Origin of the sequence: Sphingomonas sp. NIBR02145, assembly GCF_027359115.1 — a bacterium.
In the GTDB taxonomy this organism is placed as follows: domain Bacteria; phylum Pseudomonadota; class Alphaproteobacteria; order Sphingomonadales; family Sphingomonadaceae; genus Sphingomonas; species Sphingomonas kyeonggiensis_A.
Window position 1 is genome coordinate 3,044,401 of record NZ_CP114791.1, and the last position, 21,247, is coordinate 3,065,647.

At 67.2% G+C, this 21,247-nt stretch carries 19 protein-coding genes and 1 pseudogene; 11 read left to right on the forward strand and 9 right to left on the reverse strand.

The features are described 5' to 3' along the window. Positions 1-16: 16 nt before the first annotated feature. Positions 17-874 (forward strand): helix-hairpin-helix domain-containing protein, encoded by an 858-nt coding sequence (locus tag O3305_RS13540; RefSeq protein ID WP_269573032.1) that lies wholly within the window; start codon positions 17-19, stop codon positions 872-874. Between the two features lie 345 nt (positions 875-1,219). Here O3305_RS13540 and O3305_RS13545 read toward each other — a convergent pair whose 3' ends face one another. From O3305_RS13545 to O3305_RS13560, 4 genes are all read right to left on the reverse strand, one after another. Continuing rightward, positions 1,220-2,527, reverse strand: coding sequence for a hemolysin family protein (locus tag O3305_RS13545; RefSeq protein WP_184164262.1), 1,308 nt, complete (start codon positions 2,525-2,527; stop codon positions 1,220-1,222). Positions 2,528-2,600: 73 nt separating this feature from the next. Continuing rightward, positions 2,601-3,032: a nucleoside deaminase gene (locus tag O3305_RS13550; protein WP_269576517.1), complete on the reverse strand. Its 432-nt coding sequence runs from the start codon at positions 3,030-3,032 to the stop codon at positions 2,601-2,603. 85 nt (positions 3,033-3,117) lie between these two features. Beyond that, positions 3,118-3,291 carry a YqaE/Pmp3 family membrane protein gene (locus O3305_RS13555; RefSeq protein ID WP_269573033.1) on the reverse strand — a complete coding sequence of 58 codons (174 nt, stop codon included), beginning with the start codon at positions 3,289-3,291 and terminating at the stop codon, positions 3,118-3,120. 23 nt (positions 3,292-3,314) lie between these two features. Continuing rightward, a complete protein-coding gene (locus tag O3305_RS13560) occupies positions 3,315-3,611 on the reverse strand; it encodes a hypothetical protein (RefSeq protein WP_184164256.1) in 297 nt (98 codons plus the stop codon). 173 nt (positions 3,612-3,784) lie between these two features. Between O3305_RS13560 and rpmB the strand changes: the two genes are divergently transcribed. Together rpmB and O3305_RS13570 are read left to right on the forward strand one after the other, a co-directional pair. Continuing rightward, the gene (gene rpmB, locus O3305_RS13565) at positions 3,785-4,081 is read left to right on the forward strand and encodes a 50S ribosomal protein L28 (RefSeq protein WP_116839891.1); all 297 of its coding nucleotides are present in this window, start codon (positions 3,785-3,787) and stop codon (positions 4,079-4,081) included. Between the two features lie 75 nt (positions 4,082-4,156). Beyond that, positions 4,157-4,237, forward strand: a pseudogene (locus O3305_RS13570). Between the two features lie 4 nt (positions 4,238-4,241). Here O3305_RS13570 and O3305_RS13575 read toward each other — a convergent pair. The 4 genes from O3305_RS13575 to O3305_RS13590 all read right to left on the reverse strand — a co-directional run bounded on the left by O3305_RS13575 (position 4,242) and on the right by O3305_RS13590 (position 9,433). Further along, on the reverse strand, positions 4,242-5,240 hold the full coding sequence (locus tag O3305_RS13575) for an esterase-like activity of phytase family protein (RefSeq protein WP_269573034.1): 999 nt from the start codon (positions 5,238-5,240) through the stop codon (positions 4,242-4,244). A gap of 188 nt (positions 5,241-5,428) precedes the next feature. Beyond that, the gene (phbB, locus tag O3305_RS13580) at positions 5,429-6,151 is read right to left on the reverse strand and encodes an acetoacetyl-CoA reductase (protein WP_269573035.1); all 723 of its coding nucleotides are present in this window, start codon (positions 6,149-6,151) and stop codon (positions 5,429-5,431) included. 37 nt (positions 6,152-6,188) lie between these two features. Further along, a complete protein-coding gene (hemH, locus tag O3305_RS13585; protein WP_269573036.1) occupies positions 6,189-7,196 on the reverse strand; it encodes a ferrochelatase in 1,008 nt (335 codons plus the stop codon). After that, positions 7,193-9,433: a xanthine dehydrogenase family protein molybdopterin-binding subunit gene (locus O3305_RS13590; RefSeq protein ID WP_269573037.1), complete on the reverse strand. Its 2,241-nt coding sequence runs from the start codon at positions 9,431-9,433 to the stop codon at positions 7,193-7,195. Before O3305_RS13590 ends, hemH begins: the two co-directional genes overlap by 4 nt. A 53-nt stretch (positions 9,434-9,486) precedes the next feature. Between O3305_RS13590 and lgt the strand changes: the two genes are divergently transcribed. From lgt to O3305_RS13620, 6 genes are all read left to right on the forward strand, one after another. Further along, on the forward strand, positions 9,487-10,416 hold the full coding sequence (gene lgt, locus O3305_RS13595; RefSeq protein WP_502958130.1) for a prolipoprotein diacylglyceryl transferase: 930 nt from the start codon (positions 9,487-9,489) through the stop codon (positions 10,414-10,416). A gap of 89 nt (positions 10,417-10,505) precedes the next feature. Further along, entirely contained in the window at positions 10,506-11,510 is a 1,005-nt protein-coding gene (locus tag O3305_RS13600; protein WP_269573039.1) for a class I SAM-dependent methyltransferase, read from the forward strand. Then, positions 11,507-12,010 carry a GNAT family N-acetyltransferase gene (locus O3305_RS13605; RefSeq protein WP_269573040.1) on the forward strand — a complete coding sequence of 168 codons (504 nt, stop codon included), beginning with the start codon at positions 11,507-11,509 and terminating at the stop codon, positions 12,008-12,010. Before O3305_RS13600 ends, O3305_RS13605 begins: the two co-directional genes overlap by 4 nt. 8 nt (positions 12,011-12,018) lie before the next feature. Then, positions 12,019-12,789, forward strand: a complete 771-nt coding sequence (pgeF, locus tag O3305_RS13610) for a peptidoglycan editing factor PgeF (protein ID WP_269573041.1) — start codon at positions 12,019-12,021, stop codon at positions 12,787-12,789. Positions 12,790-13,046: 257 nt separating this feature from the next. After that, entirely contained in the window at positions 13,047-14,357 is a 1,311-nt protein-coding gene (locus tag O3305_RS13615) for a cystathionine gamma-synthase family protein (protein WP_269573042.1), read from the forward strand. 166 nt (positions 14,358-14,523) lie between these two features. Continuing rightward, complete coding sequence (locus O3305_RS13620; RefSeq protein WP_269573043.1) at positions 14,524-16,212, forward strand: UDP-N-acetylglucosamine--peptide N-acetylglucosaminyltransferase SPINDLY family protein; 1,689 nt, start codon at positions 14,524-14,526, stop codon at positions 16,210-16,212. Here the strand turns inward: O3305_RS13620 and O3305_RS13625 are convergent. Next, positions 16,193-17,206 carry an SGNH/GDSL hydrolase family protein gene (locus tag O3305_RS13625; RefSeq protein ID WP_269573044.1) on the reverse strand — a complete coding sequence of 338 codons (1,014 nt, stop codon included), beginning with the start codon at positions 17,204-17,206 and terminating at the stop codon, positions 16,193-16,195. The two genes, O3305_RS13620 and O3305_RS13625, sit on opposite strands and share 20 nt — an antisense overlap. A 133-nt stretch (positions 17,207-17,339) precedes the next feature. Between O3305_RS13625 and scpC the strand changes: the two genes are divergently transcribed. Next, on the forward strand, positions 17,340-18,851 hold the full coding sequence (scpC, locus tag O3305_RS13630; RefSeq protein WP_269573045.1) for a succinyl-CoA:acetate CoA-transferase ScpC: 1,512 nt from the start codon (positions 17,340-17,342) through the stop codon (positions 18,849-18,851). Between the two features lie 43 nt (positions 18,852-18,894). Then, positions 18,895-21,219: a GH92 family glycosyl hydrolase gene (locus O3305_RS13635; RefSeq protein WP_269573046.1), complete on the forward strand. Its 2,325-nt coding sequence runs from the start codon at positions 18,895-18,897 to the stop codon at positions 21,217-21,219. Positions 21,220-21,247 lie beyond the last annotated feature (28 nt).

The window sequence follows — 21,247 nt, forward strand, 5'->3', positions numbered from 1 at the left end:
GACGGGGAAAGCGCAGATGGACAGCACGCAACCGCTCTTTGACGGAGCCCCGGTCTGGCTGACCCTCCCGTTCGCGGCAATCGCGGCGGGAGTGGTCTTCGCGCTGTTCATCCTGATCTTCGGGGCCCGCCTCGCCTCTCGCCGCAACAAGGCGCGCGAGGAGATCGAGGAGTTCAACGAGGAATATCGCGAGGAAGCGACCGCCCGGCCGATCACCCCGCCGGTCGCTCCGCCGCCACCGCCTCTCGCCGAGGCTCCCATCGCCCCGCCGGCACCCGAGCCCGTTGCCGAGATTCCCGCTCCGGTTGTGGAGCCCGAACCTGTAGCCCCGGCGCCCGCCCCGGTTGCGGAGCCCGAGCCCGTGACCGCACCCGAGCCGGCCGCCGAGATCGTCCCGGCGCCGCTTCCGCCCGTTGTCGAGGAGGCACCTGTCGCGGAGCCGCTCGCCGACGAACCCATCGCCGCCGCCGCGCCGCTCGAGGCGTCGCCCGCATCGCTCGCTTCGGACATCGCCGAACCCGCGCATGCCGAGCCGGCGCCCGCACCGGAGCCCGAGCCTGTCGCGGCCGCGCCCGAAGCCGCGCCCGAACCGGTCACGGCGGCACCCGAACCGGCAGTCGCCCCCGCCACGCCGGCTGCGGACGACCTCACTCGCATGAAGGGCGTCGGCCCGCGGCTGGGCGAGAAGCTCAACAGCGTCGGCATCACCAGCTTCGCCCAGCTCGCGGCGCTCACTCCCGAGGAAGCCGATGCGCTCGACGCCAAGCTCGGCGACTTCCAGGGCCGCATCCACCGCGACCGCTGGATCGAGCAGGCAAGCTTCCTGGCGAAGGAAGACATTGCCGGCTTCGAGGGCGTGTTCGGAAAGCTCTGACACTGCCGTTCCTCGGTTCCCCGGCGAAAGCCGGGGCCCAGGGTTTCTCTGCCGTCCCGCTTACGACCCTGGACCCCGGCTTTCGCCGGGGAGCGGCTCTGCCGCGCTTGCAATGCAGGATTTCGTCTGCTGGCCGGCGCGGCCAGCCCCCTGGGCCGGCCGCTCCTTGAACCGGTTGGAAAAATAGGATCACGCCCGCGCAAGAAAGTTGCGAGGTGCACCGCGCTCCCGGGAAAACAGGGGAAATGGCGGGCCGCGAAACCCGCTCTTGGCCTGTACTTCGTGTACTTTCGCGAGTCGCCGCGCACGCGCTGTTGGAAGCACGGGCGGCGCAGCGCCCGCCCGTTACTTCTCCGCCCGGTCGACCAGCAGCTTGTCGATCTTGCGCCCGTCCATGTCGACGATCTCGAAACGCCAGCCCTGCTCGACAAAGCTCTCGCCCTCGGTCGGCAGGTGCTTGAGCACCGCCAGCGCCAGGCCGGCGACGGTGGCGTAGTCGCGGTCCTCGTCGAGATCGAGGCCGAGCTTCTCGGCCAGCAGGTCCGCCGGCATCTGGCCCGAGACCAGCAGCGAGCCGTCCTCGCGGGTCACGATATTGGGATTGTCGCCCGGCTCGACGTCCGATGCCAGCTCGCCGGCGATCGCCGCGAGCAGGTTGGCCGGGGTCACAATGCCTTCGAAATGGCCATATTCGTCATGCACCAGCCCCATCGGCACCTCGGCCCGGCGCAGCGCGCCCAGCGCGTCCATCGCATCGACCGTATCGGGCAGGATCGGCGCCTCGCGCATCAGCTTGCGCAGGTCTAGCGCCTCGCCGCGGAACAGCGCGGCGGCGATGTCGCGGGCCTGGACCACGCCGATCACCGTATCGACCGAGCCCTCGGCCACCGGCAGACGGGTGTGCGGCGTGAGCAGCAGCGCCTCGCGGATGCCGTCGGCGTCGAGGTTCACATCGACCCAGTCGACATCGGTGCGCGGCGTCATCACTTCGCGCACCGGCCGATCGGCAAGGCGGACGACGCTGGAGATGATCGAGCGCTCATGCTCCTCGATCACGCCCGACTTGCTGGCCTCGGCGACCAGCAGGTGCAGCTCCTCGGCGGTGACCCGGTTCTCCGATTCGCGGTCGAGCCCGATCAGGCGGAAGATCAGCTTGGTCGTCGAATCGAGCAGCCAGACCAGCGGCGCGGTCAGGCGGCTGATCCACAGCAGTGGCACCGACACGAGCACCGCGATCGGCTCGGGGGAGCGCAGCGCGAACTGCTTGGGCACCAGTTCGCCCGCGACCAGCGAGCCGAAGGTGGTGAGGCCGATGACGATCGCGATGCCGAGCGTATGCGCCAGCTCGTCACTGACCCCCAGCAGCGCGATTCGCTGCGCGGTCGGCTCGCCGAGGCTGGCGCCCGAATAGGCACCGGCGATGATGCCGATCAGCGTGATGCCGATCTGCACGGTGGAGAGGAACTTGCCCGGATCGGCGGCGAGCTGGATCGCGGTACGGGCGCCCGCACCGCTGCGACCAGCCCGAGCCATGGCCTCCAGCCGCGCAGTGCGCGACGAGACGATCGCCAGCTCGGACATCGAAAAAAGGCCGTTGAGAACGATCAGCGCGAAGATGATCGCTACGTCTATCCAGGGGAAAGGCGCTAACATGGTGTGGCGCCTTCATATCCGCACAGGGGGCCATGCGGCAACCGGTGTTGCATCCGCGCAATGAAATGACAGCTTAGCCGCGCCGTTCGCGGAAGAAATCGCGCAGGATCTCGCCCGCCTCGGCCTCGCCGATGCCGGGGTAGAGCTCGGGGCGGTGGTGGCAGGTGGGCTGGCTGAAGAAGCGGGGGCCATGCTCCACCGCGCCGCCCTTGGGATCGCCGGCGCCGTAATAGATCCGCGCGATCCGGGCATGCGCGATCGCGCCGGCGCACATCGCGCAGGGCTCGAGCGTCACCCACAGGTCGCAGTCCTCGAGCCGCTCGCGGCCCAGCCGCTCGGCAGCGGCGCGAATCACCCGCATCTCGGCATGGGCGGTGGGGTCGTGGAGCGTGCGCGGCGCATTGGCCGCGGTGGCGATTACCTTGCCGTCATGCACCAGCACCGCACCCACCGGCACCTCGCCGGCCTCGGCGGCCGCTCGGGCGGCATCGAGCGCCAGGCGCATCGGTTCGGGGAGCGGGAACATGGAAAGGTGCGTAGCCGAGACGGCTGTTCTTCCCAAGTGTTCCCCGGCGAAAGCCGGGGATCAGTTAAGCAGTTGCCGGTTCGGCAGGCTTCGCGGACGAATCGCGCAGCACGCTCCACAGCGCGAACGCGACACCGGGCAGGAACCCGAGCACCGTCAGTCCGCACGTAATCCAGAAGTCGCGCCCCGCACCCCTTGCCAGGTACGTGCCCAGCGGCGGCAGCAGGATCGCCGCCACGATGGGTCCGGGGCGCACTGCCATCACTTCGCGGCGGGCGTCGGCGTCGGAGTGGCGCCGGCCTGCTTCACTTCGATGGTGGGCAAGGTGACCGTGGTGTTCTTCATCTCTACCGTCGGGACTGCAACGGTCGTGTTGGTGGTTCCGATCCCCACCGATCCCGTTTCGGCCTTGAATTTGGGCAACTGGCCGCCCTTTGCATCGAAGGTGATCGTGGGCATGGTCGCGCCCTGCTGCTGCTCGATCCGCAGCATGCCGACCGACATCAGCACCACGACAGCAAGCGCGATCAGTCCGATAAGCACGAGAATTCCACGCATCGCTTCATCTCCCCAATTGAATCGTTTGCGTAATCAACGCCGCATCAACCATGCCGGTTGCATGGGTACAAGGCGTTTCTTCGAGCGAATCGGTTGACGCTCCGTCCCATTACGGTTATTCGCGCCGCCTTTCCGGCCGTGGTTCGCCAGGGCTCAAACCAGGATATCAAGCGATGTCGCGCATTTGCGAGCTGACCGGCAAGGGCCGGCAGGTGGGTAACAACGTTTCCCACGCCAACAACAAGACCAAGCGTACGTTCCTGCCGAACCTGCAGAACGTCACGCTGATCAGCGATTCGCTGGGCCGCAGCGTGCGCCTGCGCGTTTCGACGCACGGCCTGCGTTCGGTCGAGCACAATGGCGGCCTCGACAACTGGCTGCTCAAGACCAGCGACGACGATCTGTCGCTGCGTGCCCGTCGCCTGAAGCGCGAAGTGCGCAAGGCGTCGGCCGAGAAGACCGCGGCCTAACAGCCCGTTCCTTCGACGGCTCAATGCGAGCCCGTTCTCCAGGCGGAGGGCGGGCTTTTCGCATGTGCGGATTCCGCCGGCGTGACGGAATTGGTAGACGTATCGCTACAGCGATCCCGGGAGACCGGGTGCGGGTTCGATCCCCTGCCGCCGGCAACCCTCAGCGCTTCGCGAACTCGATCCGGAACTTGAGCAGCAGCGACCATTCCCAGAATTGCTGGTTGTCGTCCGATGCGATCCACAGGATCGTGTCGTCGCCTTCGCGGGTCACTGCCAGCGCCTCGTAATTGTCGTGGAGCAGCGGCGCGGCCAGCGTGGCGATCTCGGTGCCGCGCAGCACCGCGCCGGGGCGGATCGCGCGGGGATCGATCAGGGTCAGCTTGGCGGTGAACAGCCCGGACACCGAGAAGCGCCGGTTGAGCACGATCAGCCGGCCATCCGGCAACTGCACCGCGTCACTTGGGTCGTACAGCTCATTGGGCGGCATGTAGACGAAGCGGACCGGCTTGGTGCCCGGAATGGTCGGGTCACCGGGAAACAAAAGCCCCTCGCGACCGATCCGGCTGCCCTTGGGCCGCGAAGTCTCGCCGAGCACGACGAAGCTGCCATCATGCAGGCGCACCAGTGATTCGGGCCCGCCATTGTCCGACCAGTCGCGCATCGCGGGCGGGCGGGCACTGCGCTCGGCACGGATAAGGTCCGCGTCATAGCGCCAGATCGCGTTATATTGCTCGAAACCGACCCAGACCTGCCCGGTGGCCGGATCGCTGGTCATCGATTCCGAATCGCGATCCGCCTTGAGCCAGCCGTTTCTCGGGCCATCCGGCAGGTCGCCGAACTGCACGTCGCGCGGCGCCCAGTCCTTGCCCATGCGGAAGCGGATGAAGGTACCCCCATCGCTGAGCAGGGTGAAGTCATCGCCCTTGATCCGCATCGAGGAGAAGCCACCGAACGCCCGCTCCGGGCTCCTGAGCCTGATGCCGCCAAGATAGGTGAGCGCCCCCACCCGAGTGCGCGCGGGATCGTGCAGATCGAGCGGCACCCGCTCCACCGTCATCCGCGGCGTCCTGCCGAACAGGTCGCGGCCCTCGCGCCCCGACGCCGACAGCAGCAGGATGAAAGCCAGCGAGAACAGGGCGATTGCGGAGCGAAACAGCATCACGCTCGCTCATAGCGACTGGGCGCCCGAGGACCAGTGCCGGAAAGATGAACGCCAGATGACCAGTGCGTTCAGGAGAAAATAAAGGGAACTGCGCTAGGACAAGGGTGTTGTTACGGCAGAACCGTTTTTCCCTCGCGTAGCGTATCGAGGGCTGAGGGCCGCCCCAAGGGGCGGCCCTCGTCATATCAGTACATGTGCTGGCCGCCGTTGATCGACAGCGTCGATCCGGTGACGAAGCCGGCCTCGTCCGAGCAGAGGAACGCAACGCCGCGCGCGATCTCGTGCGCCTGGCCGAGACGGCCGACCGGGATCTTGGCGACGATCTTCTCGAGCACTTCGGGCGGCACCGCGGCGACCATGTCGGTGTCGATATAACCCGGCGCGATCGCGTTCACGGTCACGCCGAAACGCGCGCCTTCCTGCGACAGTGCCTTGGTGAAGCCGTGGATGCCCGACTTGGCGGCGGCGTAGTTGACCTGGCCGTACTGGCCGGCCTGGCCGTTGATCGAGCCGATATTGACGATGCGGCCCCACTTCCGGTCGCGCATGCCCGGGAACACCGCATGCGCCATGTTGAAGCAGCCGCCCAGGTTGATGCGGATCACATCCTCCCACATGTCACGGCTCATCTTGAGGATGGTGCCGTCGCGGGTGATGCCGGCATTGTTGACCACCACATCGACCGGGCCGAGTTCGGCCTCGACCTGCTTCACGCCCGCATGGCAGGCGTCATAATCGCCCACATCCCATTTGTACGAAGCGATACCGGTGCGCTCGGTGAAGGCCTTGGCCTTCTCCTCGTTGCCGGCATAGTTGGCGGCGACGATCATCCCGGCGTCCTTGAGGGCAAGGCTGATCGCCTCGCCAATGCCGCGGGTGCCGCCCGTCACGATCGCTACGCGTGCCATGCCTTATCCTCTCCAATTACCGGGGTTTCGCGAAACGCTAGGCAGGCTGGCTCCAGCCCGCAAGCTCCTCGCTCAAAATTGTACGCAACATCGCCATGCCGCCTTCGCTGTCGTTGAGACAGGGGAGATAGGCGAAATGAGTGCCACCCGCGCCGAGGAACGTCTCGCGCCCGCGGATCGCCAGCTCCTCCAGCGTTTCGAGGCAGTCGGCCGAGAAGCCCGGTGCCAGGATCGCGACCTTCTTCGCGCCCTTGCCCGGCAGCGCCGCCAGCGTCGCATCAGTCGCCGGTTCGAGCCATTTCGCCCGGCCGAAGCGCGACTGGAAGGTGATGACCAGTTCGCGGCCCAGCGCCTGGCGCAGCAGCCGCGCCGTTTTCTGGCAGTGGCAATGATAGGGATCGCCCAGTTCCAGCGTGCGCGCCGGCATGCCGTGGAAACTGGCTAGGATCGCATCGGGCTCGAAATCGAGCTTCGCGAGGCTTTCCTCCACCGACGTCTTCAGCGCGGCGATATAGGCGGGATGGTCATGATAAGGCGGCAGCGTGCGGATCGCCGGCTGCCAGCGCAGCGCGGCCAGCGCTTCGAACGCCTTGTCATTGGCGGTCGCCGTCGTCGCCCCGCAATATTGCGGGTAGAGCGGCGCGATCAGGATGCGCTCGGCACCCTGCGCCTTCAGTGCGGCGATCCGCTCGCCGATCGCGGGCGAGCCATAGCGCATCGCGTAATCGACCAGCACCTGCTCGCCCCACGCGCCCTGGAGCGCCCGGGCCTGGGCCCTGGTGATCGCGGCGAGCGGCGAACCGTCCTCGCGCCAGACCTGCTGATAGGCATGCGCCGACTTCTTCGGGCGGGTGCGCAGGATGATGCCGCGCAGGATCGGCTGCCAGAGCAGCGGCGGAATCTCGACGACGCGCTGATCGGACAGGAACTCGCCGAGATAGCGCCGCACCGACGGCGCGTCCGGCGCGTCCGGCGTGCCGAGGTTGACCAGCAGTACGCCGATCTTCGGCGCGGCAACCGGCGGGTGATCGGCGGGCAGGGTCATTCGGCGTCCGAGAGCAGCGGCAGCACGCGGAAGCGCACCCCGCTTGCCGATTGCAGCGCGTTGGCGATGGCGGGCGCGACCGGCGGTACCGCGAGCTCGCTCACGCCGCCGGGATCGGCGCCGTTGCGCAGGATCTCGACGGTGATGTCCGGCGCGTCCGCCAGCGTCGGAAGGCCAAGCTCGGAGAGCTCGCGTACGTCCGCGACATTCTCGGTGAAGCTGGTCGAACCCGCGAGCGCCGCCGCCATGCCGAACAGCAGCCCGCCCTCGATCTGCTGGGTGACCAGGTCCGGGTTCACCACCCGCCCACAGTCCACAGCCGCTACCAGCCGCTCGACCTTGACCTTGCGTCCCTCGAGCCGCGCCTCGGCCATCACCGCGATATAGGAGCCGCGAAACGCATGGCAGGCGATGCCCTGGCCGCTGCCGGGCTGCCCGCCCTGCCAGCCGCCGAGTTGGGCCGCGGTCTGCAGGCATCGGGCAAGCCGCGTCTCGCCGCCAAGCATCGCCATGCGGAACGAGACCGCGTCCTGCTCGGCGACATGCGCCAGCTCGTCCATGAAGCTCTCGGTGAAGAAGCAGGTATAGCTATGCGCCCCCGAGCGCCAGTATCCGGTCGGCACGCCGATCGCGGCCGGATGATGGTCCACCGCATAATTGGCGATGCCATAGGCGGGCTGCGCACCTGCTACCGCCGAAGGATCGCCCTTGCCCGGCAGCGCTAGCGACGCCTGCACCACCGGATCGCCGCCGAGCAGCCGCGTCGCCAGCTCGCGCCCCGTCTCCGGCGTCGAGATCTTGGCAAGCAGGCCGGTCACCTGTCCCTGCGGATTGAGCTTGCCGGTCATCCGCCCGATCGCCGGCGGACGATAGCGGTCGTGCCGCATGTCCTCGCCGCGCGGCCAGGTGAGCTGCACTGGCCGGCCGACGCTCTGGCTGAGCAGGGCCGCCTGCGCCGCCACTTCATGCTCGAGCTTGGCGCCGAACGAGCCGCCCGCCATCGTTGCGTGCACCGTCACCGCGCCTTCCGAGATGCCGACCGCCCGCGCCGCCGCGGCGCGCGCCAGCCCGGGTGCCTGGGTCGGCAGCCAGATCGAGAGCAGCCCGTCATGATAATGCGCGGTGCAGGTCATCGGCTCGAGTGCGGCATGGAGCGCTACATCGACGCGATATTCGGCCGACACCACCTTGGCGCCACGGAAATCGGCGGCGAGGTTCCCTGCCTCATGAACGCGGGCGCCGTCGGCATCGAACGCGGCGTTCAGCGCATCGGCGATCGAATCATTGTTGATCACCTCCTCGGGCGTCTTGAAGCGCGGACGCATCGCGTCGATCGCCTTCTCCGCCGCCCAGCCATTATTGGCGATCGTCGCGACCCAGTCCTTCGTGGTCACGATCGAGAGCATGCCGGGGATCTTGTTCGCCGCCGCCCGATCCAGCTTCACCAGCTCGGTCTCGCCGATCGGCCCCATCCGGATCGACGCGAACACCATGTTCGGCAGACGGACATCGGCGGCATAGACCAGGCTGCCATCAACCTTGGCCGGCGCGTCGAGCCGCGGCAGCGGCTGGCCGAAAAGCCGGTTGGTCTCGCCGGTACGCAGCGGCACGTCGCCGGGCACGCTTTCCGCCGCGGCTTCCGCCGCCAATGCGCCGAAGCCGAGCTTCGAATTGCCGTGGATCACCTGGCCGGCGGCGGTGTCGCAGCTCTGCCATTCCGTCCCCCAGCGGCGCGCGGCCGCCTTGCACAGCAGCACCCGCGCAGTGGCGCCGGCATGGCGCAGCTGATCCTCGAAGCTGCGGATCGACGTCGAGCAACCGGTGAGCATCAGCCCGGTGCGGGCGGCATGGGTGCGGCGCAGCTGCTCGGGCAGGCCGCCCAGCGCCAGCTCGAACAATTCCTCGGCCGCCAGCGGATTGGCGTAGAGCGGATTGAGCGGCGCCGGTTCGACGCCGACCAGCTTCCAGTCCGCGCCCAGCTCGTCGGCGATGATCTGCGGCATGGCGGTGAACACGCCCTGCCCTTCCTCGCATTGCGGCACCGCGACCGAGACATGCCCGTCGGTACCGATCTTGATCCAGGCGCCAAACAGGCTCTCGCCCGGCGCCGCGGTGAGATTGGGGAGATAGGTCCGCGGCCATACCGCCCAGGCGACCACCAGCCCCACGCCCACGCCGCCGCCGATCAGCAGCGTGCGCCGATCCAGCTTCTGGAGCTTGCCGACATCGACCTTCATCCCGCCCGCTCTATCCTGCGGCCCTTGATGTGTCATCCCCGCCCCAGTTGAAGATGCACTTGGGTTTGCACCGAGCCTGTTCTATCGGGGCGCTACACCCGGAGGGACCGACAGTGCTGCTTTCCACCCTGGCTGCCGCGGCGGCCGATCATATCCACTTCCAGGATCTCGGCCTGAACAAGGTCGCGCTCGATCTCGGCTTCTTCCAGATCAAATGGTATTCGCTGGCCTATATCGCCGGCATCCTGGTCGGCTGGTGGTATCTGCTTCGCATGATCCGCCAGCCCGGCGCCCCGATGAGCAAGAAGCACGCCGACGACCTCGTCTTCTACGCGACGCTCGGCATCATCCTGGGTGGACGCCTTGGCTATGTGATCTTCTACGCGCCGGAAATGTTCCTCGAGCCACTGCGCATCCTGCGGCTGTGGGACGGCGGCATGTCCTTCCATGGCGGCGTGATCGGCACCACGCTGGCGATCATCCTGATGTGCCGCCAGCAGGGGCTGAACTGGCTGCGCGTCCATGACTATGTCGCCTGCTGCGCGCCCTTCGGCCTGTTCTTCGGCCGCCTCGCGAACTTCGTGAACGGCGAGCTGTGGGGCAAGCCGGCGGAACTGCCCTGGGCGATCGTCTTCCCCGGCGCCGGCCCGCTCGCCCGCCATCCGAGCCAGCTCTACGAGGCCCTGCTCGAAGGCGCGCTCCTGTTCGCCATCCTCGCCTACGCCTTCTGGCGCACCAAGGCGCGCTACGAGCCCGGCAAGCTCGTCGGCATCTTCCTGCTCGGCTATGGCTGTTTCCGCTTCTTCGTCGAATATTTCCGCGAGCCGGATTCGCAGTTCGCCGGCACGATCTTCGAGCATGTCATCCATATGGGCCAGGTGCTGTGCCTGCCGATGATCGTCGGCGGCATCTATCTGATCGTCACCGCCAAGGCCCGCCGCCAGCGCGTCGAGCCCACCCTCGGCTCGGAGAGTGTAGCCTGAGCGAGAACCCTCTCGATGCCCCGGCAGGGGAACGCGCGGCCAACGCCGCCGAGCCCCTGCTTGCCGAGCGGCTGGCCCGCGCCATCACCATGGCCGGGCCGATCCCGCTCTCGCAGTTCATGGGCGCCGCCAATGCGCATTATTACGGAACCCGCGATCCGCTGGGCGCACGCGGCGACTTCACCACTGCGCCCGAAGTGAGCCAGATGTTCGGCGAGCTGATCGGACTGTGGATCGCCGATATCTGGCAGCGCGCCGAGCAACCGCCGATCCGCTATGTCGAACTCGGGCCGGGCCGCGGCACGCTGGCGGCCGACGCGCTGCGGGCGATGTCGCGCATCGGCCTCGCCCCACCCGTCGACCTCGTCGAGACCAGCCCGACGCTGCGCGCCGCCCAGGCCGAGCGCGTGCCGGGCGCCGAATTCCATCTCGACCTGGTCGGCCTGCCCGACGATGCCCCGCTGGTCTTCGTCGCCAACGAGTTCTTCGACGCACTGCCGATCCGACAGCTCATCGCCACCCAGGAAGGCTGGCGAGAGCGGCTGATCGCATGCCAGGACACGCTATTCCTGCCGATCGCTGGCGACCGCAGCTTCGACATGATCATCCCGCGCGACTACAAGGATGCCGCGCCCGGCTCGATCATGGAGACCTCGCCGGCAAGCGTCGCGGTGCTGCGCCAGCTCGCCAAGCGGCTGAACGACCAGGGCGGCGCGGCGTTGGTCATCGACTATGGCTATATGGGCCCGGCCCTCGGCGACACGCTGCAGGCGGTTAGGGGGCATGCCTATGCCAACCCGTTCGAAGAGCCCGGCGAGGCGGACCTGACCGCGCATGTCGATTTCGCCACCTTGGGCGAGGCCGCGCGTGCCGAAGGGCTGGTCGTCCACGGACCGGTCACCCAGGGCGAGTTCCTCACCCGCCTCGGCATCACCGAACGCACCGCCAGCCTGTCGCTCGCTTCGCCCGACCGCGCCGGCCAGCTCGCGACCGATCGCGAGCGGCTGACCGATCCCGAGCAGATGGGCGAGCTGTTCAAGGTGATCGCCTTCACCGCACCGGGCTGGCCGGTACCGGCAGGATTCAGCGAATGATCTACCGCGACGCCACCCCCGCCGATCTGCCCGCGATCGACGCGCTGTTCCGGGTCAGCTTCACCGCGACCTTCGGCCATCTCTACACGCCGGAGAATCTCGCGGCTTTCTTCGCCGGCTTCACCCCCGAGGCCTGGGCCGACGAGTTCGCTCAGCCCGACCTGCGCTTCCACCTCGCCGAGGACGAACAGGGACTGGCCGGCTTCGCCAAGACCAGCGCGCTCACCCTGCCTGCAACGGTGACCTCGCGCCCCCACGAACTCCGCCAGCTCTATCTCGACGAGCGCGCCAAGGGCAGCGGCGCCGCGCAGGTCCTGCTCGAATGGGCAGTGGAAGAGGGGCGCGCGCGCGGCGCCGACGAGCTCTGGCTGTCGGTCTATATCGACAATCACCGGGCGAAGCGCTTCTACGAGAAGAACGGGTTCGAGGACCGCGGCCCCTATATCTTCCTGGTCGGCGAGCATGAGGATGAAGACCGGCTGATGCGCCGCGCATTGTGAGTGATGGCATGACGAGTGAAGTCGAAGTTTTCCGCGCCCGCGCGCTGAACGGGATCGCGCATGGCTTTCTCGGCCGCAAAGGCGGCGTCTCCACCGGCGCGATGGCCAGCCTCAATGTCGGGCTCGGCTCCACCGACAATCCCGATCTGATCGCCGAGAACCGCCGCCGCGCGACCGAAGCGGTGCTGCCCGGCGGCCGGCTCGTCTCGCTCTATCAGGTCCATTCGGCCGATTGCGTCACCGTTGCCGAGCCCTGGGAAGAGCGGGTGCGCCCGCATGCCGATGCGCTGGTCACCGATCGCCCGGGCCTCGCGCTCGGCATCCTCACCGCCGATTGCGCGCCGGTGCTGTTCGCCGACAAGCAGGCCGGCGTGGTCGGCGCTGCTCATGCCGGGTGGAAGGGCGCGGTCGGCGGCGTCACCGATTCGACGATCGCCGCGATGGAAGCCCTCGGCGCCAGCCGCGATCGCATCGTCGCCGCGATCGGCCCGTGCATCGCTCGTGCTTCCTACGAAGTCGATCTCGGCTTCCTCCAGCGCTTCGCCGATGCCGATCCCGACAATGAGCGCTTCTTCACCGAAGGCCGGCGCGAGGATCACTGGCAGTTCGACCTGGAGGCCTATGTCGCCTCCCGCCTAGCTGCCGCCGGGCTGCGCACGATCGAGATGCTGGGGCAGGACACCTATGCCCAGCCGAAGCATTTCTACAGCTTCCGCCGCGCGACGCACCGGCAGGAGCCGGATTACGGCCGGCAGATCAGCCTGATCGGGCTCACCTAAGCCCATATCCACCGTCACCCTGAACTTGTTTCAGGGTCCAAGTCCGGGCTGGGCGACGCGCTCGCCCCGCAAGCGATACCGCCTGCGGCACCTTGGATGCTGAAACGAGTTCAGCATGACGAAATGGACGTGATCGACAGACCGCCGGCTCCGCCGCCACGCCGCGACTTTTGTGGCTTCTAGGACGTTTCAGGCTCCCCAACTCCGCCTGGATCGTTACAGTTGAAACAAAATAACCCGAGTCCCGGAGAGCCTGCATGACTGACGAAACCGAAGCCGATCTGACCGGCGGCACCCCGCGGCGACGCCCCAAGCCCTCGGCTGACAAGATCGGCAGCCGCCAGCTCAAGCCCAGCACGATGATGATGGGCCATGGCTATGATCCGATGCTCTCGGAAGGCTCGCTGAAGCCGCCGATCTTCCTCACCTCGACCTTCGTCTTCCCCAATGCCGCGGCAGGCAAGCGCCACTTCGAAGGCGTCACCGGCAAGCGCCCGGGCGGCGCCGACGGGCTGGTCTATTCGCGCTTCAACGGCCCGAACCAGGAGATCCTCGAGGATCGCCTCGGCATCTGGGAAGGCGCCGAGGATGCGCTGGCCTTCTCCTCGGGCATGTCGGCGATCGCCACCCTGTTCCTGTCGATGGTCAAGCCGGGCGATACGATCGTCCATTCGGGCCCGCTTTATGCGGCGACCGAGACGCTGATCGCCCGCATCCTCGGCCGCTTCGGCGTCCACTGGCTCGACTTCCCGGCGGGCGCCACCCGCGAGGAGATCGACGCGGTGCTGAGCAAGGCCGCCTCGGGCAATGTCGCGCTGATCTATCTGGAGAGCCCGGCCAACCCGACCAACGCGCTGGTCGATGTCGAGGCCGTGCGTGCCAGCCGCGACGCGATCTTCACCGGCGCCAACAAGCCGCCGATCGCGATCGACAACACCTTCCTCGGGCCGCTCTGGGCCCAGCCGCTCAAGCAGGGTGCCGACATCGTCGTCTACTCGCTGACCAAATATGCGGGCGGCCATTCGGACCTGGTGGCGGGCGGCGTGCTCGGCTCGAAGGAGCACATCAACACGATCCGGCTGATGCGCAACACGATCGGCACGATCTGCGATCCCAACACCGCCTGGATGCTGCTCCGCAGCCTCGAGACGCTGGAACTGCGCATGTCGCGTGCCGGCGAGAATGCGGTGAAGGTCTGCGAGTTCCTGCGCAACCATCCCAAGGTCGAGCATGTCGGCTATCTCGGCTTCCTCGAGGAAGGCTCGCGCCAGGCGGACATCTACAAGCGCCACTGCACCGGCGCCGGCTCCACCTTCTCGCTCTATCTGAAGGGCGGCGAGAAGGAGGCCTTCGCCTTCCTCGACGCGCTCAAGATCGCCAAGCTCGCCGTGTCGCTCGGCGGCACCGAGACACTGGCCAGCCACCCCGCCGGCATGACCCATCTCTCGGTGCCGGACGCGCGCAAGCAGGCGCTGGGCATCACCGACAATCTCGTCCGCATCTCGATCGGCGTCGAGGATGCCGACGACCTGATCGCTGACTTCGAGGAGGCGCTGAAGGCGGTCTGAGTCATCGGTTTGCGAGAACGGATCCCCGGCGAAGGCCGGGGCCCAGGGTTTCCGGCCGATTCACTCGTGACCCTGGGCCCCGGCTTTCGCCGGGGAACTGCCAGGGAGACTGATTGAGGTTAGGGCTCGAAAGGCGTATCCTGCCGGTCCGAGGGGGAACTCGGCCATGATCCGTCTTTCGCGCTTTCTCGCACTGCTCGCCGCACCGCTGCTGGCCCCGCCTGCCGTCGCCCAGACGAGCGACATGGCCGGCATGCACGCCGGTCACGGCTTCCCCCAGACGCTCACCGATTGGGCGGCCGGCGCCCAGCTCTTCCCCGATCTCGGCAGCTTCCACCGCGATGCGGGTACCAAGGTCCTCGCCGCCCAGGCCTATTTCGACCAGGGCATGCGCCTGCTCTGGGCGTTCAATCATGACGAAGCCGCGCGCAGCTTCGCCAGGGCCGCCGAGGCCGATCCGAAATGCGGCATCTGCTATTGGGGCGTCGCACTGACGCTGGGTCCCAACTACAACATGCCGATGATGGCCGAGGGGCGCGCGCGGGTTGCCTGGGACGCGCTCAAGAAGGCCGAAGCCTTGGCGCCCTCCGCGACCCCGGCGAACCGCGCGCTGATCCTCGCGCTGGCGAAGCGCTACACCGGCCCCCAGCCGGTCGATCCGACGAACAGCGCCCCCCTGCTCGCCGCGTTCGGCGACGCGATGCGCGATGCCGCCAGGGCCTTCCCCAAGGATGACGACATCCTGACCCTGTTCGCCGAAGCGCAGATGAACCGCACCCCGTGGAAGCTGTGGAACGCCGACGGCACCCCGGCCAGGGATACGCCCGAGATCGTGACCACCCTGGAGACGGTGCTCGCCCGCAACCCGCATCATCCCGGCGCCAACCATTATTATATCCACGCCGTCGAGGCCTCGACCGCGCCGGGCAAGGCCATCGACTCCGCCGAACGGCTCAAGGCGATGATGCCAGGCGCCGGCCATGTCGTGCACATGCCCTCGCACATCCTCCAGCGCGTGGGCCGCTACGAGGAATCGGCCGAGGCCAATCGCCTCGCCGATGCGGCGGACAAGGCCTATTACGCGAAGACCGCGGCGATCGATTATTACCCGATGTATTCGGCGCACAATCTCCAGTTCCTCGCCGCCGCCGCCTCGATGGAGGGCCGCACCGCCGAGACGATCAAGGCGCTGCGCGACGTCCGCAAGGTATTCACCGACGATCAGGCCGCCGCCATGCCCGGCATGGATTGGGGCATCGGCTATCTCTACGAAGCGCTGATCCGCTTTGGCCGCTGGCAGGAGATGCTCGCCGAGCCGCAGCCCGATGCCCGGTTGCTCGACCTTACCGTCAACTGGCTCTCCGCCCGCACCATCGCGCTCGCCGCCACGGGCAAGCGCGACGAGGCAAAAGCAGAGCTGGCGAAGCTCAAGGCGAAGATCGCCGGTGCTCCCGCCGATGCGTTGGCCGGCATGAACATGGCCGCCCCGCTGTTCCGCATCGCCGAGCTGCGCGCGGAAGCGCGGATCGCCTGGGACAGCGGCGACAAGCCGGCTGCGCTCACGGCGCTACGCGAAGCCGTGAAGGTCGAGGATACGCTCTCGTACAACGAGCCTTCGGACGCGTTCTTCCCGAGCCGCCACTTGCTCGGCGCAGCCCTGCTCGGCAGCAACACGCCGGCGGAAGCCGAGGCAGTGTATCGCGAGGACCTCAAGCGCAATCCGCACAACGGCTGGGCGCTGTTCGGCCTCGTCCAGGCATTGAAGGCGCAAGGCAAGGATGCCGGCACGGCGGAAAAGGACTTCGCCGCCGCCTGGGTCCGCGCCGATGTGAAGCTCAGCGCTTCGGCGTTCTGAGCGTCGCGGCGAGCAGGTCCGCCATCACCCGGTGATCCTTGAGCGACGGGTGCCAGTTGCACCCTGTCATTTCGAGCGCCGGCACCTTCACCGGGGTTGCCCCCGTCGCGGCGGCGACGGCGGCGACATCGGCGTAGAAATTCTCGGCGCCCATCAGGAGGACGCGCGCGCCAGGCTGCGCTGCCTGCCGGGCCCTGACGAATGCGATGTATTTGACCCGGTAGTCCGCCCGAAGCGCCGCGTCATCCGCCCAGGCCTCACCGGCATGGACCGGCGTCGAGAAATCGTTGGTACCGAGGTTGATGACGATCACGCCCGGCCGCCAGCCCTTGTCCGGCGCGGCGGCTCCGGCCTCGCCCGGAATGGCACGCGCATAGAGATAGGGCAGGTTCTCGCCCGGGAACTTGCCGGCATAGTTGCGGACGATGCCGTAGCCCGAATAGGCGATCACCCGGTAGTCCGCGCCCAGCCGCTTCGCCAGGACCGGCCCGAACGCCGCGCTGGTATCGGTCGTATCATGCACCTGCTGCGACTTGCAGTCGCGCGTGGGCGAGGTGTTGCCATAGCCGACGCTGTGCGAATCGCCGATGAACTCGATCTGGTTGCGCAGCGCCGGCGCCCCCATCGGCGTGCCGCTGGTGAAGAAGCCCAGGAAGATGCCACCGCCCGACTGGCTTTCGGTCAGCTTCTCCAGCCGGACCGTGTGCACACCGGGCTTGAGCCCCTTCACCCGCAGCTCGGTCCGCTCAGGCTTGGTCAAGGTCTGGAAGACCTTGCCGTCGATCAGCACGCGATAGAAATCGGTCCTGGTATCGAAGGCCACGGTCACGTCGGTGCCGCGGAAGCGTCCTTCGAAATAGGTTCCCGGCCAGCCGAAGCGCAGCGCCTTCCCCTCGGCCACGGCGCGGCCGCCGATATGCACCGGCAGGCGCTCGCCCTGCTCGGGCGCGGGAACCGAAAGGGCGACGGGCAGCAGCAGCGCGGCGATCTTCATGCCGCCAACCTAGAGCGCCGGACACGCCGCGTCAGCCCCGTGCTCGCCTCGCGCGTGCAGCATGCGAAACCTGCATTCGTGCATGCATCCACCGTGCGCTAGCGAGCGGGCAACATCGCCCGAGAGGATACCCATGACTTCGCGTATCGCCCATCCCGGACTTGCCGCCAAGGTAACCAGCGCCGAGCAGGCCGCCAGCTTCATCGACGATCACATGACCGTCGGCATGAGCGGTTTCACCGGATCGGGTTATCCCAAGGCGGTGCCGATGGCGCTGGCGAAACGGATCGCCGATGAGCGCAAGGCAGGACGCAATCTGCGGGTGAAGGTGTGGACCGGCGCCTCGACCGGCCCCGAGCTCGACGGCGCGCTCGCCGCGGCTGACGGCATCGAGCTGCGCCTGCCCTATAACTCCGATCCCACCGCGCGCGAGCGGATCAACAAGGGCGAGATGGAATATCTCGACATGCATTTGAGCCAGGTCGCACCGATGGCCTGGGAAGGTTTTCTCGGCCCGCTCGACATCGCGGTGATCGAAGTCGCCGGCATCAATGCCGATGGCTCGCTGATCCCCTCCTCCTCCGTCGGCAACAACAAGACCTGGCTCGATCGTGCCCATGCCGTGATCCTCGAGGTCAACAGCTGGCAGAACCCCGCGCTCGATGGGATGCACGACATCTATTACGGCACGGCGCTGCCGCCCAACCGCGTGCCGATCCCGCTGGTCCGCCCCGACGATCGCTTCGGCCAGCCGAGCTTCCGCTGCGATCCGGACAAGGTGATCGCCGTAGTCGAGACCGATGCGCCCGATCGCAACCTGCCCTTCGCCAAGCCAGACGAATGCGCGATGGCGATCGCCGGCCACATCATCGAGTTCTTCAAGCACGAAGTCGGCAAGGGCCGACTGCCCCCGAACCTGCTGCCGATCCAGTCGGGCGTAGGCAACATCGCCAATGCGGTGCTCACCGGGCTGCTCGATTCACCCTTCACCGACATGACTGCCTATACCGAAGTGCTGCAGGACGGGATGCTCGACCTGCTCGCCTCGGGCAAGCTGCGCATGGCGTCGTGCACCGCCTTCTCGCTCAGCCCGGATGCCGCGGCGCGGCTCAATGCAGAGATGGCGCAGTTCCGCGATCGCATCATCCTGCGCCCGCAGGAGATGAGCAACCATCCCGAGCTCGTCCGCCGCCTGGGCTGCCTCGCGATGAACGGGCTGATCGAGGCCGACATCTATGGCAACGTCAACTCGACCCATATCATGGGCTCGCGCATCCAGAACGGCATCGGCGGCTCGGGCGATTTCGCGCGCAACGCCTATCTCTCGATCTTCATGACCGGCTCCACCGCCAAGAACGGAAAGATCTCCACGATCGTGCCACATGTCAGTCATGTCGATCATATCGCCCAGGACGTGCAGGTGATCGTCACCGAACAGGGCCTGGCCGATCTGCGCGGCCTCGCCCCGCGCCGCCGCGCCGAGCTGGTGATCGAGAAATGCGCGCATCCCGACTATCGCCCGATGCTCCGCGATTACTATGACCGCGCGCTCAAGGGCAGCTACGGGTTGCAGACGCCGATGCTCTGCGGCGAGGCGCTGTCCTGGCATCAACGGTTCATCGATACCGGCACGATGAAGCTCTGATCTCGCTTGGACGCGGGCGCGGGCCATGCTCTAACCCGCGCCCATGAACGCCCCGCTCCGCACCGGCCTCGCCGCGCTCGCCACCCTGCTGCTCACCACCACTGCACCGGTTTCGGCGCAGACGAGCGACAGCGGATCCACCTATGAATCGGTCGATCCGATGATCGGCACCGGTGGTGAGGGGCACACCTTCCCGGGCGCCGTCGCACCGTTCGGGATGATCCAGCTGAGCCCGGACACCGACACGACCTGCAAGATCCGCGAATGCTACAGCCACGCCGCCGGCTATCGCTACGAGGACCCAACGATCCAGGGCTTCTCGATGACCCATTTCTCGGGTGCCGGCCATTCGGACCTGGGCGACTTCCTGATCCAGCCGGTCTCGGGCGAGGTGGCGGGCATCGAGCCCGACGACTATCGCTCGCCCTTCGATCACCAGACCGAACAGGCCAAGCCCGGCTATTATGCCGTCACCCTGGCGAAGCAGGGCATCCGCGCCGAGATGACCGCGGGCACCCGTATCGGCGTGCAGCGCTATGCCTTCCCCGCCGGCAAGGACGCGCATCTGCTGCTCGATCTGCGCAGCTCGCTCTACAATTATCCCGGCAAGACGCTCTGGTCCTCGATCCGCATCCGGCCGGACGGCACGATCACGGGCGTCCGCGAGACGCGCGGCTGGGCGCCGGCGCGCAAGTTGTTCTTCGCGATCCGCCCGTCGCGGCCGCTCACCGGCCATGCCTTCCTCAACAAGGAGGAGAAGGTCGAGTATCGCGGCTTCCAGGGCCCGAGCCGCGGCGCCGACGACGCCCAACAGCTTGCCGGACGCGCGTTGGTCGCCCGGCTCGATTTCGGGCCACTCAATGCGCCGCTCGAAGTGAAAGTCGCGATCTCCGCGGTCGATGAGGATGGCGCGATCGCCAATCTCGATAGCGAGTCTGGCGGCTTCGATACCGTTCGCGCCGCTACCCGCAAGGCCTGGGAAACCGCGCTCGCCGCCGTCGAGCTCAAGGGTCCGGCGCCGATGCAGAAGATCGCGGCGACAGCGCTCTATCACAGCCTGATCGCCCCCAGCGTCTTCTCCGACGCCGACGGCCGCTGGCGCGGGCCGGACGATCAGGTCCATGCCGCCAAAGGCTTCACCTTCCACTCCACCTTCTCGCTCTGGGATACCTTCCGCGCCGAGCATCCGCTGCTTCTTCTCACGCAGGGCGAGCAGAAGAACGCCGATTTCGTCAATTCGCTGATCGCCAGCCAGCAGGTCAGTCCCTTCGGCATCCTGCCGGTCTGGCAATTCCATGGCCGCGAGACCTGGACGATGATCGGCTATCACGCCGTCCCGGTGATCGCCGACGCCTATCTCAAGGGCATCAAGGGCTTCGATCCGAACGCCGCGCTCGATGCGATGGTGAAGAGCGCCACCTACGGCCCCTATGGCGGCCTCGATCAGTATATGAGGCTCGGCTACGTCCCGATCGACAAGGAGCCGGAAGCGGCCTCCAAGACGGTCGAATATGCCTATGACGACTGGACCATCGCCCGCATGGCGAGCGCGATGGGCAAGGCCGACATCGCCGCGACCTTCGAGAAGCGCGCCGGCAACTGGCGCAACAGCTTCGACGCGAAGACCGGGTTCCTGCGCGCCCGCAAGTCGGACGGCAGCTACCGCACCCCCTTCGATCCCACGGCGATCAACTATGGATCGGACTATACCGAGGGCAATGCGTGGCAATATTCCTGGTTCGTGCCCCAGGACCAGGCCGGCATGTTCAAGCTGCTCGGCAACGACGCCGCGGTGGTGAAGAAACTCGATGCGATGTTCGACTTCGACAATTCCAAGATCGACTACAGCCATGCCGAGGACATTGCCGGGCTAATCGGCCAGTATATCCATGGCAACGAGCCGAGCCACCACGTCGCCTATCTCTACAGCTATGCCGGCCAGCCCTGGCGCACCCAGGAGCGGCTGAAGCAGATTGTCGAGAGCCAGTACAAGCCGACGCCGGACGGCCTGTCGGGCAATGACGATCTCGGCCAGATGTCGGCCTGGCTCGTCTTCACCGCGCTCGGCTTCTATCCGGTCGCACCGGGCTCAAATCAGTATGTGATCGGCCGCCCCTTCCTCGATCGCGCCGCGCTCAACCTGCCGAACGGCAAGCGCTTCGCCGTGGTTGCCGAGGGCCTGTCGGATGCCAACAAATATGTCGGCAAGGTCACGCTCAACGGCAAGCCGCTGGCCCGCGGCTATCTGACCCATGGCGAGATCGTCGCCGGCGGCGAGCTGAAGTTCACCATGTCCGCCACTCCCAACAAAAGCTGGGCGACCGGCAAGGCCGCCCGCCCCTATTCGATGAGCACCGCCACCCGCTGAGCCACCCCATCCGAGATCGCCCTATAAT

Coding starts and splice junctions, on each gene's coding strand:
- O3305_RS13635 (WP_269573046.1), top strand. CDS start 18,895: ATGAACGCCCCGCTCCGCACCGGCCTCGCCGCGCTCGCCACCCTGCTG.
- O3305_RS13550 (WP_269576517.1), bottom strand. CDS start 3,032: ATGCGCCTGGCGCTCGATGCCGCCCGAGCGGCCGCCGAGGCCGGCGAG.
- hemH (WP_269573036.1), bottom strand. CDS start 7,196: ATGACCCTGCCCGCCGATCACCCGCCGGTTGCCGCGCCGAAGATCGGC.
- O3305_RS13590 (WP_269573037.1), bottom strand. CDS start 9,433: ATGAAGGTCGATGTCGGCAAGCTCCAGAAGCTGGATCGGCGCACGCTG.
- scpC (WP_269573045.1), top strand. CDS start 17,340: ATGACTTCGCGTATCGCCCATCCCGGACTTGCCGCCAAGGTAACCAGC.
- O3305_RS13625 (WP_269573044.1), bottom strand. CDS start 17,206: ATGAAGATCGCCGCGCTGCTGCTGCCCGTCGCCCTTTCGGTTCCCGCG.
- rpmB (WP_116839891.1), top strand. CDS start 3,785: ATGTCGCGCATTTGCGAGCTGACCGGCAAGGGCCGGCAGGTGGGTAAC.
- O3305_RS13605 (WP_269573040.1), top strand. CDS start 11,507: ATGATCTACCGCGACGCCACCCCCGCCGATCTGCCCGCGATCGACGCG.
- phbB (WP_269573035.1), bottom strand. CDS start 6,151: ATGGCACGCGTAGCGATCGTGACGGGCGGCACCCGCGGCATTGGCGAG.
- O3305_RS13600 (WP_269573039.1), top strand. CDS start 10,506: ATGGCCGGGCCGATCCCGCTCTCGCAGTTCATGGGCGCCGCCAATGCG.
- O3305_RS13540 (WP_269573032.1), top strand. CDS start 17: ATGGACAGCACGCAACCGCTCTTTGACGGAGCCCCGGTCTGGCTGACC.
- O3305_RS13560 (WP_184164256.1), bottom strand. CDS start 3,611: ATGCGTGGAATTCTCGTGCTTATCGGACTGATCGCGCTTGCTGTCGTG.
- lgt (WP_502958130.1), top strand. CDS start 9,487: ATGCACTTGGGTTTGCACCGAGCCTGTTCTATCGGGGCGCTACACCCG.
- O3305_RS13615 (WP_269573042.1), top strand. CDS start 13,047: ATGACTGACGAAACCGAAGCCGATCTGACCGGCGGCACCCCGCGGCGA.
- pgeF (WP_269573041.1), top strand. CDS start 12,019: ATGACGAGTGAAGTCGAAGTTTTCCGCGCCCGCGCGCTGAACGGGATC.
- O3305_RS13620 (WP_269573043.1), top strand. CDS start 14,524: ATGATCCGTCTTTCGCGCTTTCTCGCACTGCTCGCCGCACCGCTGCTG.
- O3305_RS13575 (WP_269573034.1), bottom strand. CDS start 5,240: ATGCTGTTTCGCTCCGCAATCGCCCTGTTCTCGCTGGCTTTCATCCTG.
- O3305_RS13545 (WP_184164262.1), bottom strand. CDS start 2,527: ATGTTAGCGCCTTTCCCCTGGATAGACGTAGCGATCATCTTCGCGCTG.